This window comes from Amycolatopsis sp. (assembly GCF_035546795.1).
In the GTDB taxonomy this organism is placed as follows: domain Bacteria; phylum Actinomycetota; class Actinomycetes; order Mycobacteriales; family Pseudonocardiaceae; genus Amycolatopsis_E.
The window spans coordinates 207,928-222,582 of sequence record NZ_DASZWC010000016.1 but is presented as its reverse complement, the minus strand read 5'-3'; the positions used below and the strand labels follow the sequence as shown (position 1 = coordinate 222,582).

Sequence of the window (14,655 nt, the reverse complement as noted above, 5' to 3'; positions counted from 1 at the left end):
GCGAGCCGTCAGTTGGGGGCGGCCGCGTCCAGCCGGCGCAGCGCCGCGCGCGCCGTCTCCGGGTCCGTCGTCGGCCAGAACGGCGGCAGCGAAGCCTTGAGGAAACCGGCGTAGCGCGCGTTGGCCAGCCGGGAATCCAGCACCGCCACCACCCCGCGGTCACCGACCGACCGGTGCAGCCTGCCGGTGCCCTGCGCGAGCAGCAGTGCGGCGTGCGTGGCGGCGACGGTGAGGAAACCGTTGCCACCGCGTGCTTCCACCGCTCGCTGCCGGGCGGAGGACACCGGATCGTCCGGGCGGGGGAACGGGATGCGGTCCACCAGCACCAGCTGCAGCGACGGACCCGGCACGTCCACGCCCTGCCACAGCGAGAGCGTGCCGAACAGGCAGGTGCGCGGATCGTCGGCGAACTTGCTCACCAGCAACGACGTCGCGTCCTCGCCCTGGCACAGGATCGGGTACTCGACCCTGTCGCGCAGTTCCTCGGTGGCCTGCTTGGCGGCGCGCATCGAGGAGAACAGGCCGAGCGTGCGGCCGCCCGCTGCCTCGATCAGCTCCGCGATCTCGTCCAATGTGGACGGTTGAAGCCCGTCGCGGCCCGGTGCCGGGAGGTGTTTGGCCACGTACAGGATGCCGTTGCGCCGGTGGTCGAACGGGGAGCCGACATCCAGGCCGGTCCACTTCAGCTCTTCCTTGTCCGCGGGTGGCGCCTTGTCCGTCGCCATGCCCTCGGCCTTCTCCACCTTCGCCTGCTCCGGTGGCAGACCCCATTGCCGCGCCAGGGTGTCGAACGCGCCGCCGAGGGTGAGCGTGGCCGAGGTGAGCACCGTCGTCGTGGTGCCGAAGACCCGCTCGCGCAGCAGCCCGGCCACCGACAACGGGGCCACGTGCAGCGACGGCGGGCGGTTGCTCATGCCGTAGCGGTCCGATGACAGCCACACCACGTCGCGCTGGTGCGCCGCATCCTCGTCGAACGCTTCCAACAGGCGCGTGGCGGTGTCGTGCACTTCTTCCAGCTGGGAGCGCGCGAGCTTGCGTGCCGTCGCCTCGTCGACGTCCTCCTTGCGGTCCGACCCCAGCGCGCTGACGCAGGCGTGGGCCGCGTCGCGGATCGAGGTCACCGCCCCCGCAAGCGCTTTCGGCAGGGTGTCCATCCGGCCGGGCGGCAGGTCCTCGAGGATCATCGCGAGGCCTTCGCTCGACTCCTGCAGCCGGTCGGCGATGTCGGCGTCGATCAGCTTCCCGCAGCGGCGGACCGCGATCGCGACCATCGGCGCGGTGAGCTCCCCGGTGGCCACCGAGGTGACCCTGTCCACCAGTTCGTGCGCCTCGTCGACGATCACCAGGTCGTGCTCCGGGAGCACCTGGTAGCCCTGCAACGCGTCGATGGCCAGCAGGGCGTGGTTGGTGACCACCACGTCGGCCCGCCCGGCCTCGGCGCGGGCGCGCTCGGCGAAGCAGTCCGTGCCGACGGGGCAGCGGGCAGCGCCGAGACATTCCTTGGCGGTGACCGAAACCTGGCGCCACGCCTGCTCGGTGACCCCTGGCACCAGCTCGTCGCGATCCCCGGTCTCGGTGTCCGACGCCCACTCCCGCAGCCTGCCGACCTCCTTGCCGAGCCGCGACACCGCGAACGGGTCGAACAGGCCCGGATCCTCCGGCTCCTCGGGGGCGCCGCTGTCGAGCCGGTGCAGGCACAGGTAGTTGCGGCGGCCCTTGAGGATGGCGAACGTCGGCGTGCGGCCGAGCGGCTTCTTCAGCGCCTTGGTCAGCCGCGGCAGGTCCCGGTCGACCAGCTGCCGCTGCAGCGCGATGGTGGCCGTGGAGACGACGACCGTCTTGTCCTTGGCGACGGCGTGCCGGATCGCGGGCACCAGGTACGCCAGCGATTTCCCGGTGCCGGTGCCGGCCTGCACGGCCAGGTGCTCGCCGGTGCGCAGCGCCCGCCCGACGGCCTCGGCCATCCGCACCTGACCCGGCCGCTCGGCACCGCCGAGCGCCTCCACCGCGTGCGTGAGGAGTTCGTTGACACCGGGGAGGTCACGGGAGGACGGCACGGAGACCAACGGTACCGGGCGGCACCGACAACCTCCGCGCCCTCCTCGGCGTGCCATGTCTCCGAGATCCACTCGTAAGGGTGGTATCCGCCCGGGTGGCTCCAGCTCGGCGATCACCCGGCCGATGTCGAGGGCGGAATTCTGTTCGCGTCGAAGGGAGAACGCAGATGGGCAGGTCGACGCGGATAGCGGCGATCGCACTGTGCCTGGCGGCCGTGCCCGCCACGGCGAGCGCGGACCAGATCTCGGGCAGCGGTGCGGGATCGATCGGTGCGGTGGACATCGCCGTCGGGCAGCAGACGGCACACCAGGACCCGATCGCGCCGTGCGCGGTGGGCTCGACGGCCGACAACCGCAACGACCCGGTCACGGTCGGCACCACCACGAAGTTCGGGCTGGGCACCACCAGCTGCAAACGCAACGACGACGGCACGGTGAGCGTGCAGGTGTCCGGGAACCGGTTCGAGACCACGATCCTGAAGCAGTTCGGCGGTCCGGCGATCACCGCGCGTACGTTCAAGTCGGGCTGCAACAGCACCGCGAACGGCAGCAACGGCTCGATGGAACTCGGCGCCGTCACCGGGTTCACGGTGCCGTCCAGCATCCCGCCGAACTACACGGTGACCATCCCGGGCGCGAACGGTGCGCCCCCGCTGGCCGACATCGTGCTCAACGAGCTGGTCGTGCCGAGCCCGGCCGACGGCAGTCTCGTCACGCACGCGATGCACATCAAGCTGTTCCCGCAGGGTGGCCCGGCCTCCGGCGACATCCTCGTCGGCACCGCGGCCTGCGCGCCCTACGGCGGCTGACCCACCAGTGCGGGGCCCTCGGGCCCCGCACTGGTCAGGCGAACTTCGCGGCGAGCGCGGCCAGTTGCGAGGCGCGGTGGTCCAGCTTGTCCAGCCTGCCGCCGCTGAGGGAATCCCCGACCAGTGAGCAGCCCGCGCCGACGGCGAAGGCGCCGGCGCCAAGGTAGGCGTCCACCTCGTCCAGTTCGATCCCGCACGCGGGCACCAGCGGGATCTCGGGCAGCAGCCCGTGCACCGCGCGCAGGTACCCCACCCCGCCGATCGCGCCGACCGGCAGCACCTTCACCACGGCGGCGCCGTGGCGCCAGGCCGAGTCCACCTCCGTCGGCGTCATCGCCCCGCAGGCGACGGGCAGCCCGTAGAGCTGTGCCCGGTCCAGCACGTCGGCCGAAAACGTCGGCGTGGCAACGAAGTCCACCCCGGCCGCGGCGCAATTGTCCACATCGGACACTGTCCGGACGGCGCCCGCGCCGATCATCGTGTCCGCCCCGAGCTCGACCTGCAGCAACCCGATCGCGTCCAGCGCGCCCGGGGTGGCCAGCGAGACCTCGATCATCCGCAGCCCGCAGTCGTGGAGCACGTGCGCCACGTCGGGCAGGAACTCGGTGTCCTCGCCGCGCACCAGCACGATCACCCGGCCGGCGGCCAGCCGCTCGCGGAAGCGGATGTTCTGCTTCTTCAACGCCGGCCGCATCAGCCGACCCGCGGGTTTCCGGTGAGCTCCACGCCCGCCTCGCGCAAGTCGCCGAGCGCCTTGTCCACGGTCTCCCGCGCGACGCCCGCCGTCAGGTCCAGCAACACCCGCACGGTGAAGCCGGCCTTGACCGCGTCCAGCGCGGTGGCGCGGACGCAGTGGTCGGTGGCGATGCCGACGACGTCGATCGTTCGCACGTCGTGCTCGCGCAGCCACCGTGCGAGCTCCGCGCCCGACTCCGTATGCCCCTCGAAGCCGGAATAGCCGTCGCTGTACTGGCCTTTCGAGAACACCGTCGAGATCGGCCCGACGTCCAGCGCGGGGTGGAAGGACGCGCCCGGCTTGCCCGCTTCGCAATGCCTGGGCCATGAGCGCACGTAGTCCGGGTTGTCGCTGAAATGCGCGCCCGGATCGATGTGGTAGTCGCGGGTGGCCAGCACGTGCTCGTACCCGCCGCGCGCGAGCAGCCCGGTGATGTCGGCGGCCACCTGCGCGCCGCCGGTAACCGCGAGGGAACCGCCCTCGCAGAAGTCGTTCTGCACGTCGACGACGATCAGTGCGTTGGTCATTTCCGCTCCTCGATGAAGACGGTGGGGATCGCGGGTTCGCCGTGGGACAGCTTCAGCCCCTCCCACGGCAGGCTCACCAGGCCCTGACGCAGCCGCTGGCGTCCGTCGTCCAGGGTGGGCAGGTCCGGCACCGGTTGTCCACCCGTCATCAGCGGGATCTGCAGCCGGCGGTCGTGCTCACCCGGCTCGGGCGCTTCGCCGTACGGGTACACGACTTCCTCGATCGCGGTGCCCGTCGGTTTGTGGCGGCGCAGCGCACCCTTGCGCCCGCCGCGGGAAGCCTTGTTCTCACTGCGTTTCGCGACCGGGCGGCCGTCCACCTCGACGAGCTTGTAGACCATGCCCGCGGTGGGTGCGCCGGAACCGGTGACCACCGAGGTGCCCACGCCGTAGGCGTCCACCGGTTCGGCGCGCAGCGCGGCGATCGCGTGCTCGTCGAGATCGCCGGAGACGACGATCCGGGTGTCCTTGGCGCCCAAGGAGTCCAGCTGCTCGCGGGCCTTGCGGGCGAGCACGCCGACATCGCCGGAGTCGATCCGGATGGCACCGAGCTCGGGGCCCGCGACGCGCACCGCGGTCTCGATCCCGGCGGTGATGTCGTAGGTGTCCACGAGCAACGTGGTGTCCGTGCCCATCTTCTCCACCTGCGCGGCGAAAGCTGCTGCCTCGCTGTCGTGCAGCAGCATGAACGCGTGCGCGACCGTGCCGCGGGTCGGGATGCCGTAGCGGCGCCCGGCCTCCAGGTTCGAGGTGGTCGCGAACCCGGCGAGGTAGCTCGCGCGGGCGGCGGCCACGGCGGCCCACTCGTGCGTGCGGCGGCCGCCCATCTCGATTATCGGCCTGCCGTGCGCGGCGCCCGCCATCCGCGCCGCCGCCGACGCGATCGCGCTGTCGTGGTTGAGGACCGACAGCAGCAGCGTCTCCAGCACGACGGCTTCGGAGAAGCTCGCGCGCACCGTCAGCACCGGGGAGCCGGGGAAGTACAGCTCGCCCTCGGGGTAACCCTCGATGTCCCCGGAGAACTCGTAGTCGGCCAGCCACGCCAGGGTGGCGTCGTCCACCACCGCGGTCGAGGACAGCTGCGTGAGCTCGGCGTCGGTGAACCGGAAGTCGGCGATCGCGTCGAGCACGCGCGCGGTGCCCGCGACGACGCCATAGCGCCGCCCGTCCGGCAGCCGGCGCGCGAAGACCTCGAACACGCACGGCCGGTCACCGGTGCCGTCGGCCAGCGCGCTGGCGAGCATCGTCAGCTCGTAGTGGTCGGTCAGCAGGGCCGTGCTGCCCTGTGTCTCGGGGAAACCCATGCGGGAAATCTAACCGCCGCGCCCGGCGTCACCGTTGCGGGTGGTCACGGGCGGTCGATAGGGCGATCAGGTGGTTCTTCCCGGACCGGCGTCACCCGAACGGCGGTGACCACCGGCTCACCCGGTACCGGTTCCGTGACAACATGGTGTCTATGACCACGCCTGTCGAATCCGCGCAGACGCAGGCCGAGGCCGCCGGGGCCGAGCAGGGCACTGGGGACAAACCGTGGCAGACCATCGTCTGGAATGACCCGGTCAACCTGATGTCCTACGTGACGTATGTGTTCCAGAAGCTGTTCGGTTACAGCCGGGACCACGCCACGAAGCTGATGCTCGACGTGCACCACAAGGGGCGGGCGATCGTGACTTCCGGTTCGAAGGAGAAGGTCGAGGCGGACGTGACGAAACTGCACGCGGCCGGGCTGTGGGCGACGATGGAGCAGTCGTGAAGAACTGGACGCGCAAGGGCGAGCGGGTGCTCGCCGGGTTCGAGCAGCAGGAGGCCGCGGTGCTGCGCGGTCTGGTCAGCCAGCTCGAAGACATGCTTCGCGCGCGCGGCGAGGAAACCCCGCAGGACGAGTTGTCGGAGCTGACCGGCATCCGGACCGGCCCTTCGGAATCGCCGAACGACCCGGTGCTCTCGCGGCTGCTGCCGGACTACCACCGGCTCGACCCGGACAACCCGACCCGCGAGGCTCTCGACTCCGCGGCGGCGCTGCGTTCGCTGCACGAGCCGGAGCTGCTCGACGCGAAGGTCGGAGTGGCCACGGTGGTGATGGAGACGCTGCCGCGCGATGGCGGGAACGTGCGGCTCACCCTCGAGCAGGCCGACGCCTGGCTCGCGGCGCTCAACGACGTCCGGCTGGCGCTGGGCACGGCCTTGGACGTCACCGAGGACATGCCCGACGAACTGCCCGAGGACGACCCGCGGTCCCCGCATCTCGGCGTGTACCACTGGCTGACCTGGGTGCAGGAAACCCTGGTCGAAGCCATGACCGCATGATCACCGACGTGCCGGGCGTGCTCGTCGGCCGGTTCGAGCGGATCGGCTCCGGCTGGGCGAGCGGGACGACGGTGGTGCTGACGCCGGCGGGTGCCACGGGAGCGGTCGACCAGCGCGGTGGCGCACCGGGCACGCGGGAGACGAACCTGCTGGAGCCGGAGAACCTGGTGCGGCGGGTGAACGGGATCTGCCTGTCCGGTGGAAGCGCTTACGGGCTGGCGGCGGCCGACGGGGTGATGCGCTGGCTCGGCGAGCGGGGACACGGGTTCCGCGTGGGCGCGCAGCCGCACGAGGTCGTGCCGATCGTGCCGTCGGCGGTGATCTTCGATCTGCCGCACAGCGAGTGGGGCAACCGTCCGGACGCGTCTTTCGGTTATGCCGCTTGCGAAGCAGCGAACGATGGCCCGGTGGCCCAGGGCTGCGTCGGTGCCGGGGCCGGCGCCACCGTGGGCTCGCTGAAGGGTGGCGTCGGCAGCGCCAGCGAGGTGGTCGGCGGCTACACCGTCGGCGGGCTCGCGGTGGTGAACGCCTCCGGTGAGGCGGTCAACGTGGAGACCGGGCTGCCGTTCGCGGCGGATCACGAGGTGGCGGGGGAGTTCGGGGTGCGCTGGCCCGATCGTCCCGGGGAGCTGTCCGTCGCGCCGAAGAAGCTGAACACGACGATCGGCGTGATCGCCGTGGACGCGGATCTGTCCAAGGCGGAATGCCGCAGGCTGACGGTCGCCGCGCAGGACGGGCTGGCGCGGGCGGTCCGGCCGGCGCACACGATGTTCGACGGGGACACGGTTTTCGGCCTGGCGACGGGAGAACGCGAGCTGCCCGCGGACGAACCGCAGCGCGTGGCGGTGCTGGATTCGCTGTGCTCGGCCGCGGCGCGGGTGTTCGCGCGGTCGGTCGTGCACGGAGTGCTGACCGCGGAGACCGTTGCCGGAGTGCCGGCATATCGCGATGTGTGGCCGGAAGCCTTTCCGGCGTAACACTTCGGGCGAAGTCGTAGATCAAGAGGCATGCGAAGCAAGGGGTCGTGGGCCGTGCTGCTGCACGCCGACGACGTGCACACCGACACGGCTGTGGCGTATGCCGTCCGAGAGGTCTGTGCCCTCCCGGCTGAGCGCTGTCTCGATTTGGCGCGGGAACTCGGCGAGTCGAGGACGGCCGAGCTGACCACGATCCCGGACCGGCGCCACGCCGAGGAAGTGGTGCGGCGGTTGCAGATCTTCGGGCTGCGGGCCACCCTGCGGCAGGCCGCCGATGTATGACTCGGTGCAGGCAGGCCCGGCCGGCGACTCGGTGCGGCTGGTCATGTCCGAGCCGGCGGCGCGGCGGTTCCGGGTGCTGATCATGGGTTTCCTGGCCTCGCTCGACTCGGTCAAGGACCGGCGGCTGTTCCCGGATGCCTTCGCGGACAAGGGAAACAGCAGTGGCTTCCGGGCCGCGCACGGTGCGGGTATGCGGGAGGAGCTGGCAGGCGCGGCGCGGCGGGTGCTCGCGGCGTGGCCGGACGCACCCGACGTGACGCTGCCGCCGGAGCTGGTGCGGGACTGGCTGATCGTGCTGAGCCACGCGCAGACGAAGTACCTCGGCCGGCGCCGGCACAAGCGTCGTCGGCTGGGCACTGGCGCGGAGTACGCGGACGTGCTGTGGCTGCGCGCCGCGCACGACCGCGTCGCGGCCGCCGCGCTCGGCGTGCGGCGGCCGCCGTTCAGCGGCCACTGGGCGGAGGCATTCGTGTCGACGACAGCAGCACCTTCGCGAACGTGATCTACGGAGCTGGCGATGGAGGTGCACACCCGCGGTGCCTGACGCGGCCCGCTGGCCGAGACGATCGAGCGGGCGCTCGCCACCGCCACCCTCGCGTGCTGAGTCTCACTCTGTGAACCCCGGGTGTCCGCAACGTAAGATGTCGGGCGTGCTTCGGATCCGCCGTGAACTCGTGGACGAGATCGTCGCGCACGCTCGCCGGGACCACCCGGACGAGGCGTGCGGGGTGATCGCGGGACCCGAGGGCTCTGACTCGCCCGAGCGGTACATTCCCATGCTCAACGCGGCCCGGTCGCCGACGTTCTACGAGTTCGACTCCGGCGACCTGCTCAAGCTCTACCGCGAGATGGCTGCCAACGACGAGGTCCCCGTCGTGATCTACCACTCGCACACGGCCACCGAGGCGTACCCGTCGCGCACGGATGTGTCCTACGCCTCCGAGCCGGACGCGCACTACGTGCTGGTCTCCACCCGCGACCCCGAAGAGCACGAGTTCCGCTCCTACCGCATCGTGGACGGTGTGGTCACCGAGGAGCCCGTCGAGGTCGTCGGCGGCACGGAATAAACCCGGCCGTCCCGAACGTCTGTCACTGAAGAGAGCAAGCGGAGGTAAACAAGCATGGCCGTGACCGTGTCCATCCCGACCATCCTGCGTACGCACACCGGCGGCGAGAAGTCCGTCGAGGCGTCCGGCAAGACCGTGCTGGAGGTCATCGACGACATCGAATCCCGCCACGGCGGCCTCAAGGCCCGCCTGGTCAAGGAGGAGAAGCTGCACCGGTTCGTGAACGTCTACGTCAACGACGAGGACGTCCGTTTCGCCGGTGGGCTGGACGCCGAGGTCAAGGACGGCGACACGGTGACGATCCTGCCCGCGGTCGCCGGCGGCGCGCGCTGAGCTGATGGCGCGCTACGAATCCCTGCTCGACGCGCTCGGCGGCACCCCGCTGGTGGGTCTGCCCCGCCTGTCCCCGACCGACAACGTGCGGTTGTGGGCCAAGCTCGAGGATCGCAACCCGACCGGTTCGATCAAGGACCGGCCAGCGCTGGCGATGATCGAGGCCGCGGAGCGTGAAGGCAGGCTGCGCCGGGGCTCGACGATCCTCGAGCCCACCTCCGGCAACACCGGGATCTCGCTGGCGATGGCCGCGAAGCTCAAGGGCTACGGCCTGGTCTGCGTGATGCCGGAGAACACCTCCGCCGAGCGCAAGCAGCTGCTGCAGGCCTACGGCGCGCGCATCGTGTTCTCGCCCGCGGCGGGCGGATCCAACGAGGCGGTGCGACGGGCCAAGGAACTGGCCGAGAAGAACCCGGACTGGGTGATGCTCTACCAGTACGGCAACCCGGCGAACCCGGAGTCGCACTACCGCGGCACCGGCCCGGAGCTGCTCAAGGATCTGCCGACGATCACGCATTTCGTCGGCGGGCTGGGCACCACCGGCACGCTCGTCGGCGTCGGCCGGTATCTCCACGAGCAGAAGCCGGACGTGCAGATCATCGCCGCCGAGCCGCGGTATGGCGAGCTGGTGTATGGGTTGCGCAACCTCGACGAGGGCTTCGTGCCGGAGTTGTACGACGCGGAGGTCCTCAACGGCCGCTACTCGGTGGGCGCGTACGACGCGTTGCGCCGCACCCGGGAGCTGCTGGAGCACGAAGGCATCTTCGCCGGGATTTCCACCGGGGCCGTGCTGCACGCGGCGCTGGCTGTCGCGGAAAAGGCCGCCGCTCGCGGCGAGCCGGCGGATGTCGCGTTCGTGGTGGCCGACGCCGGCTGGAAGTACCTGTCCACCGGCGCGTACAGCGGCACGCTCGACGAAGCGGCCGCGGCCCTCGACGGGCAGCTCTGGGCTTGAGACGACGAAGCCCCTCGCTCCGCGGAGCGAGGGGCTTTCTCGTGCTCAGACGCCGGTGGAAACGATCTCCTTCGACAGCGGGGCGACGGCGCTGATGATCGCGTCGACGATGTCCTGCGGCACCCCGGCGGCCTGCAGCGATTCGGTGAGATGCTTGGCGACCAGGTCGAACTCGTGCTGCCCGATGCCGCGGCCGCGATGCACCTCCTTCATCGAACGCCCGCTGTACTCCGGCGGCCCGCCCAGCGCGGCGGCGAAGAATTCGACCTGCATGCCCTTGAGCCGGGGCAGGTTGGTGCCCTCGAAGAACCCGGCCAGTCCGGGGTCGGCGAGCACCCGGACGTAGAAGTCGTCGACGACGGCGATCAGCGCTTCCTGGCCGCCGATCTGCTCGTAGATGCTGGTCACGGTTGTCCTCCGGCGTGTGGTGGGTTCCACACCAGCCAACCGCCGCGGTGTTTCCGCCGCGTTAGACCGGGATCAACGCCAGGCAATCGGGAGCTCACCGGGAGCTATTTGGCTTGCCGGGCGAGGTGTTGCTCGTGTTGGGTGCGGGCCGCGTCCCACAGCTTCGCCCACTCCGGTTCCGCGTAGACCCTCGGTTCGATGCCGAATACGTCGGCGACGGCGGCGCGCCAGTCCTTTTCGTTCTCCAGCAAGGTCTTCGACACTCCCGCGGCGTCCCGCCTGGTCAGCGTGAGCGCGCGCAGGATGTCGATCGCGTCGGCGTCACGACGCTGCACGGTGCACACTCGCACGAAGCCGGAATCGGGGGAGTGGGACAGGTGCTGGTGCTGTTCGGCGAAGACGTCCATCTCCACCTCCTCGGGCCCGAAATCCAGGGTGTTGAAGCTGCCCTGCCGGTCGTGTCCGAACTGCCAGCCGCCGGGCGCCACGACGGAACGCCGCAGCGTGAAATGGAACGGCCCCTGCTGGTACGCGCCTTCGGCGAGCGGGATCGGGGCGAACAGTCCGTCGCCGAGCCCGGCGTCCACCATCCAGCCGTCGTCGCCGAGACCGCTGACGGTGAGTGCCAGGTGGCCCCCGCGCACGTTCGGCGGCTCGTCGTCGCTCATGCTCGCGCCGCCCTTGTGCCGGGTGACCCGGTAGCCGAGCGCGGTGAGCAGGGCGGAGAACGCGCCGTTGAGGTGGTAGCAGTAGCCCGCGCGCGAATCCCGCACCACGCGCCGAGCCGAGCCGGCCGGATCGAGCGACGCCGGTTTGCCGAGCTGGATGTCCAGCGAGTCGTACGGGACCCGGGCGATATGCGCGGTGTGCAGGCGCCACAAGGCCTCCGCGCTCGGCGGCTCCCGCTCTGGAATGCCCAGCTGGCGCAGGTAGCCGTCCACGTCGATCATTTCCACCCGCCGAGACTACCGAGGCCGCGCAAGGCGAAATCAGGGTTTTTTCCCGAGGCCGGCGCTCCACCGGCGCCGTACCGTCGAGGTATGAGCACGTTGCCAACGCCACCCGCGCCGGTGGACCGGTCGAAGCGGATCCTGCCCGCCGCACCGAAATCGGCCGGTCTCGTCATGGTCGGCTTCACCGTGCTGCTCTACCTCGTCGAGCTGGTGGACGTGCTGCTGCACGGCACGCTCGACAGAGAAGGCATCGTGCCGCGCACGCTCGGCGGGCTGGACGGCGTCGTGTGGGCGCCGCTGCTGCACGGCAGCTGGGCGCACCTGTTCGCGAACACGATCCCGGTGCTGGTGTTCGGGTTTCTCGCGATGGCGGGCGGAATCGTCCGCTGGGTCGCGGTGACCGTGCTGATCTGGGCCGTCAGCGGCTTGGGCGTGTGGCTGACCGGCGACACGAACACCGTCACGATCGGCGCCTCCGGGCTGGCCTTCGGCTGGCTCGCGTACCTGCTGGTGCGCGGCCTGTTCAACCGCTCCCTGGGCCAGTTGACGGTGGCCGCGGTACTGCTCGTGATCTGGGGTGGCACGCTGTGGGGGCTGCTGCCCGGCCAGTCCGGAATTTCCTGGCAGGCACACCTTTTCGGCGCCATCGGCGGCATCGTCGCCGCATGGCTGGCCTCGCGGGCGGAGGGGTCCAAGCTGAAAAAGACGCCAGGTAATCTCGCGGTGTGATCACGCGAGAGTCCCCGATCGGTGTTTTCGATTCCGGCGTCGGGGGTTTGACCGTCGCGCGCGCCATTCTCGATCAGCTTCCCCGTGAACAGCTCCGCTACGTCGGCGACACCGCGCACAATCCGTACGGCCCGTTGCCCATCGCGCGAGCGCGAGAACTCGCGCTCGCCGCCCTCGACGAGCTCGTCGAGGGCGGAGTGAAGGCGTTGGTCATCGCGTGCAACACCGCCTCGGCCGCATGCCTGCGCGACGCGCGTGAGCGCTACGACGTGCCGGTGATCGAGGTCGTGCTCCCCGCCGTACGCCGCGCCGTCGCGGCAACCCACACCGGACGCATCGGCGTGATCGGCACCGAAGGCACGGTGCGTTCCCGCGCCTACGACGACGCGTTCAACGCGGCCCGCGACGTGCGGGTCACCAGCATCGCCTGCCCACGCTTCGTGGACTTCGTCGAGCGCGGCATCACCTCCGGCCGCCAGGTGCTCGGGCTGGCGCAGGGCTACCTGGAACCGTTGCTGCGCGCGGAGGTCGACACGCTCGTCCTCGGCTGCACGCACTATCCGCTGCTCACCGGCGTCCTGCAGATCGTGATGGGTCCGGATGTGACACTGGTGTCCAGCGCGGAGGAAACGGCGAAGGATCTGTTCCGCGTCCTCACCGAAGGCGACCTGCTCGCCGAGCGGGAGGACGAGCCGGCACACGAGTTCATCGCCACCGGATCACCCGAGCCGTTCGCCCGGCTCGCGCAGCGGTTCATGGGTTTCGCCCCCGGAGTCCTTTCGCCCGTGACCCGCTGACGTGGCAGGGTGGCGCACGTGCGACTGACGATCCTCGGCTGTTCCGGCAGCATTCCGGGCCCGGGCACCGCCGCCTCGGGCTACCTGCTCGAAGCCGACGGCTTCCTGCTCGCCGTGGAACTGGGCAACGGCACGTTCGCGCAACTGCAGGCGCGGCACGACCCGTTCGACCTGGACGCACTCGCCTTCACCCACCTGCATCCCGATCACTGCGCCGACTTCACCGCATTGACCGTGCTGCGTCGCTACCACCCGGCCCCGCCCTACGACGTGCACGAAAAGCGGCTGCCGGTGTACGGGCCGGAAAACGCGCCGCAGCGGCTGGCCAAGGCGTACGCGCCGAACGACACCGAGCTGGCCGAGACCGATCTGTCCGACGTGTACGAGTTCCACCCGATCGGCCGGTCCGCGAAGATCGGCCCGTTCGAGCTGAGCGCCGTGCCGGTGGACCATCCCACGGAAGCCTTCGGGCTACGGGTGCGCCACGGTGACCGGACGCTCGCTTATACCGGGGACACCGGGCCGTGCGCGGCTTTGGACGAGCTGGCCCGCGGCGCCGACGTCCTGTTGTGCGAGGCCAGCTGGACCGATGCCCCGGAACGACCCGATGGCGTGCACCTCTCCGGCAGGCAGGCCGGCGAACTCGCGCGGCGTGCGGGCGTGGGGCGGCTCCTGCTCACGCACATCGCCCCGTGGAGTGACCGCGGCGCCATCCTCGCCGAGGCCCGTGCCGAGTTCCCCGGTGCCGTGCTCGTCGAGCAGGGCACCGGATACGACCTTTGAGCCGGCGCGCAGCAGCAGCCAGCACACCAGGCCGACCGGGATGATCAGCCAGCACGACAGCATCCGGTAGACCAGCACGGCCGCCGCGCCCGCGGTGTCGGCCGCGCCCGCGGACACCAGCCCGGTCAGCAGGCTCACCTCGATCACGCCGATCCCGCCCGGGGTGAGCGGCACCTGCCGCACGATCTGCACCGCGAGGTAGATCGTCGCGAGCTGGAGCAAACCCACCTCGATGCCGAACCCGCGTGCGGCGGCGATCAGGCAGACCAGGTCGGTGAGCCAGTTGAGCACGGCCGCGCCGAGCGCGAGGGTCCAGTGCCGGGGCGCCACCGAATGGGCGGCTTGGACGGCTTCGGCGAGCGGACGCAGCAACCGCGAGCGCGGCATGGCGTGGGTGCGCGGTGAGTGCCGGCCGCGAAGCAGCCAGACGATCCCGCCCAGCAACACGGCGGCCGCGCCCAGCGTGATGAGCACCGGATGCGTGTGCCAGACCGCGGCGAGCGCACCCGTGGTGTACAGCAAAACCAGGCCCAGCATGGAAAGCAGGCCCGAGAGCACCATCACCGTCGTCGCCGCGACCCGGCTGGCGCCGCCCGCGCGGAACTGCCGGAAGGCGTAACCGGCGGACACCGCGGAGCCGGCGGGCAGGCTGATCGAGATCGCGGATCGACTGTAGGAAAGGGCGAGCGCGCGGCGGCGGGGCATCGTCACGCCGAACGCGATCAGCAGCCGTCGTTGCTGGCGGCCGAACATCGCCATCGAGATGAACTCGGCGACGGCAGCGACGATCAGCCAGCGCGGTTCCGCGTCGCGGAGCGCGGTGAGCATGTCGCCCGGCTGCGGCAGGCGGTCGCGCAGTGTGAACACCACGACCGCCAAGACGGCGGCTGTCCCCAGGATTCGTGCGAGACGCTTCATCGCGCACCCCCTTTTTC

At 70.7% G+C, this 14,655-nt stretch carries 18 protein-coding genes and 1 pseudogene; 12 read left to right on the top strand and 7 right to left on the bottom strand.

What is annotated here, in order from left to right; genetic code table 11:
- Window positions 1-8: 8 nt before the first annotated feature.
- Window positions 9-2,057 (bottom strand): ATP-dependent DNA helicase, encoded by a 2,049-nt coding sequence (locus VHD82_RS11955; RefSeq protein WP_325701171.1) that lies wholly within the window; start codon window positions 2,055-2,057, stop codon window positions 9-11.
- A gap of 167 nt (window positions 2,058-2,224) precedes the next feature.
- Between VHD82_RS11955 and VHD82_RS11950 the strand changes: the two genes are divergently transcribed.
- Window positions 2,225-2,866 (top strand): choice-of-anchor P family protein, encoded by a 642-nt coding sequence (locus VHD82_RS11950; protein ID WP_325701168.1) that lies wholly within the window; start codon window positions 2,225-2,227, stop codon window positions 2,864-2,866.
- Window positions 2,867-2,900: 34 nt separating this feature from the next.
- On the opposite strand, the gene VHD82_RS11945 is transcribed toward VHD82_RS11950, so the two are convergent.
- The 3 genes from VHD82_RS11945 to VHD82_RS11935 are packed head-to-tail and all read right to left on the bottom strand — an operon-like array spanning window position 2,901 to window position 5,433.
- Window positions 2,901-3,560 (bottom strand): bifunctional 4-hydroxy-2-oxoglutarate aldolase/2-dehydro-3-deoxy-phosphogluconate aldolase, encoded by a 660-nt coding sequence (locus tag VHD82_RS11945; RefSeq protein ID WP_325701164.1) that lies wholly within the window; start codon window positions 3,558-3,560, stop codon window positions 2,901-2,903.
- The gene (locus tag VHD82_RS11940; protein ID WP_325701161.1) at window positions 3,560-4,129 is read right to left on the bottom strand and encodes a nicotinamidase; all 570 of its coding nucleotides are present in this window, start codon (window positions 4,127-4,129) and stop codon (window positions 3,560-3,562) included. The genes VHD82_RS11945 and VHD82_RS11940 overlap by 1 nt, the downstream gene beginning before the upstream one ends.
- Window positions 4,126-5,433: a nicotinate phosphoribosyltransferase gene (locus VHD82_RS11935; RefSeq protein ID WP_325701158.1), complete on the bottom strand. Its 1,308-nt coding sequence runs from the start codon at window positions 5,431-5,433 to the stop codon at window positions 4,126-4,128. Before VHD82_RS11935 ends, VHD82_RS11940 begins: the two co-directional genes overlap by 4 nt.
- A 152-nt stretch (window positions 5,434-5,585) precedes the next feature.
- Here VHD82_RS11935 and clpS point away from each other — a divergent pair, with 152 nt between their 5' ends.
- From clpS to VHD82_RS11895, 8 genes are all read left to right on the top strand, one after another.
- Window positions 5,586-5,882, top strand: coding sequence for an ATP-dependent Clp protease adapter ClpS (gene clpS, locus VHD82_RS11930; RefSeq protein ID WP_325701155.1), 297 nt, complete (start codon window positions 5,586-5,588; stop codon window positions 5,880-5,882).
- A complete protein-coding gene (locus VHD82_RS11925) occupies window positions 5,879-6,436 on the top strand; it encodes a DUF2017 domain-containing protein (RefSeq protein WP_325701153.1) in 558 nt (185 codons plus the stop codon). The genes clpS and VHD82_RS11925 overlap by 4 nt, the downstream gene beginning before the upstream one ends.
- Window positions 6,433-7,413 (top strand): P1 family peptidase, encoded by a 981-nt coding sequence (locus tag VHD82_RS11920; protein WP_325701151.1) that lies wholly within the window; start codon window positions 6,433-6,435, stop codon window positions 7,411-7,413. Before VHD82_RS11925 ends, VHD82_RS11920 begins: the two co-directional genes overlap by 4 nt.
- Before the next feature lie 30 nt (window positions 7,414-7,443).
- Window positions 7,444-7,695 (top strand): Clp protease ClpS, encoded by a 252-nt coding sequence (locus tag VHD82_RS11915; protein WP_325701148.1) that lies wholly within the window; start codon window positions 7,444-7,446, stop codon window positions 7,693-7,695.
- Entirely contained in the window at window positions 7,688-8,197 is a 510-nt protein-coding gene (locus VHD82_RS11910) for a DUF2017 family protein (protein WP_325701145.1), read from the top strand. Before VHD82_RS11915 ends, VHD82_RS11910 begins: the two co-directional genes overlap by 8 nt.
- Before the next feature lie 139 nt (window positions 8,198-8,336).
- Window positions 8,337-8,762 (top strand): M67 family metallopeptidase, encoded by a 426-nt coding sequence (locus VHD82_RS11905; RefSeq protein ID WP_325701142.1) that lies wholly within the window; start codon window positions 8,337-8,339, stop codon window positions 8,760-8,762.
- 54 nt (window positions 8,763-8,816) lie between these two features.
- Complete coding sequence (locus VHD82_RS11900) at window positions 8,817-9,095, top strand: MoaD/ThiS family protein (RefSeq protein WP_325701139.1); 279 nt, start codon at window positions 8,817-8,819, stop codon at window positions 9,093-9,095.
- A gap of 4 nt (window positions 9,096-9,099) precedes the next feature.
- A complete protein-coding gene (locus VHD82_RS11895) occupies window positions 9,100-10,050 on the top strand; it encodes a cysteine synthase (RefSeq protein WP_325701136.1) in 951 nt (316 codons plus the stop codon).
- 45 nt (window positions 10,051-10,095) lie between these two features.
- On the opposite strand, the gene VHD82_RS11890 is transcribed toward VHD82_RS11895, so the two are convergent.
- Both VHD82_RS11890 and VHD82_RS11885 read right to left on the bottom strand, forming a co-directional pair.
- Window positions 10,096-10,458: a group 1 truncated hemoglobin gene (locus tag VHD82_RS11890; protein ID WP_325701133.1), complete on the bottom strand. Its 363-nt coding sequence runs from the start codon at window positions 10,456-10,458 to the stop codon at window positions 10,096-10,098.
- A 104-nt stretch (window positions 10,459-10,562) separates the two neighbouring features.
- Window positions 10,563-11,408, bottom strand: coding sequence for an arylamine N-acetyltransferase family protein (locus tag VHD82_RS11885; RefSeq protein ID WP_325701268.1), 846 nt, complete (start codon window positions 11,406-11,408; stop codon window positions 10,563-10,565).
- A gap of 90 nt (window positions 11,409-11,498) precedes the next feature.
- On the opposite strand from VHD82_RS11885, the gene VHD82_RS11880 reads away from it, so the two are divergent.
- The 3 genes from VHD82_RS11880 to VHD82_RS11870 are packed head-to-tail and all read left to right on the top strand — an operon-like array spanning window position 11,499 to window position 13,720.
- A complete protein-coding gene (locus tag VHD82_RS11880) occupies window positions 11,499-12,140 on the top strand; it encodes a rhomboid family intramembrane serine protease (RefSeq protein WP_325701130.1) in 642 nt (213 codons plus the stop codon).
- Window positions 12,137-12,937, top strand: a complete 801-nt coding sequence (murI, locus tag VHD82_RS11875; RefSeq protein ID WP_325701127.1) for a glutamate racemase — start codon at window positions 12,137-12,139, stop codon at window positions 12,935-12,937. The genes VHD82_RS11880 and murI overlap by 4 nt, the downstream gene beginning before the upstream one ends.
- A gap of 18 nt (window positions 12,938-12,955) precedes the next feature.
- Window positions 12,956-13,720, top strand: coding sequence for an MBL fold metallo-hydrolase (locus tag VHD82_RS11870; RefSeq protein WP_325701124.1), 765 nt, complete (start codon window positions 12,956-12,958; stop codon window positions 13,718-13,720).
- Window positions 13,721-13,762: 42 nt separating this feature from the next.
- On the opposite strand, the pseudogene VHD82_RS11865 reads toward VHD82_RS11870, so the two are convergent.
- A pseudogene (locus VHD82_RS11865) lies at window positions 13,763-14,638 on the bottom strand (lysylphosphatidylglycerol synthase transmembrane domain-containing protein); the annotation flags it as partial.
- Window positions 14,639-14,655 lie beyond the last annotated feature (17 nt).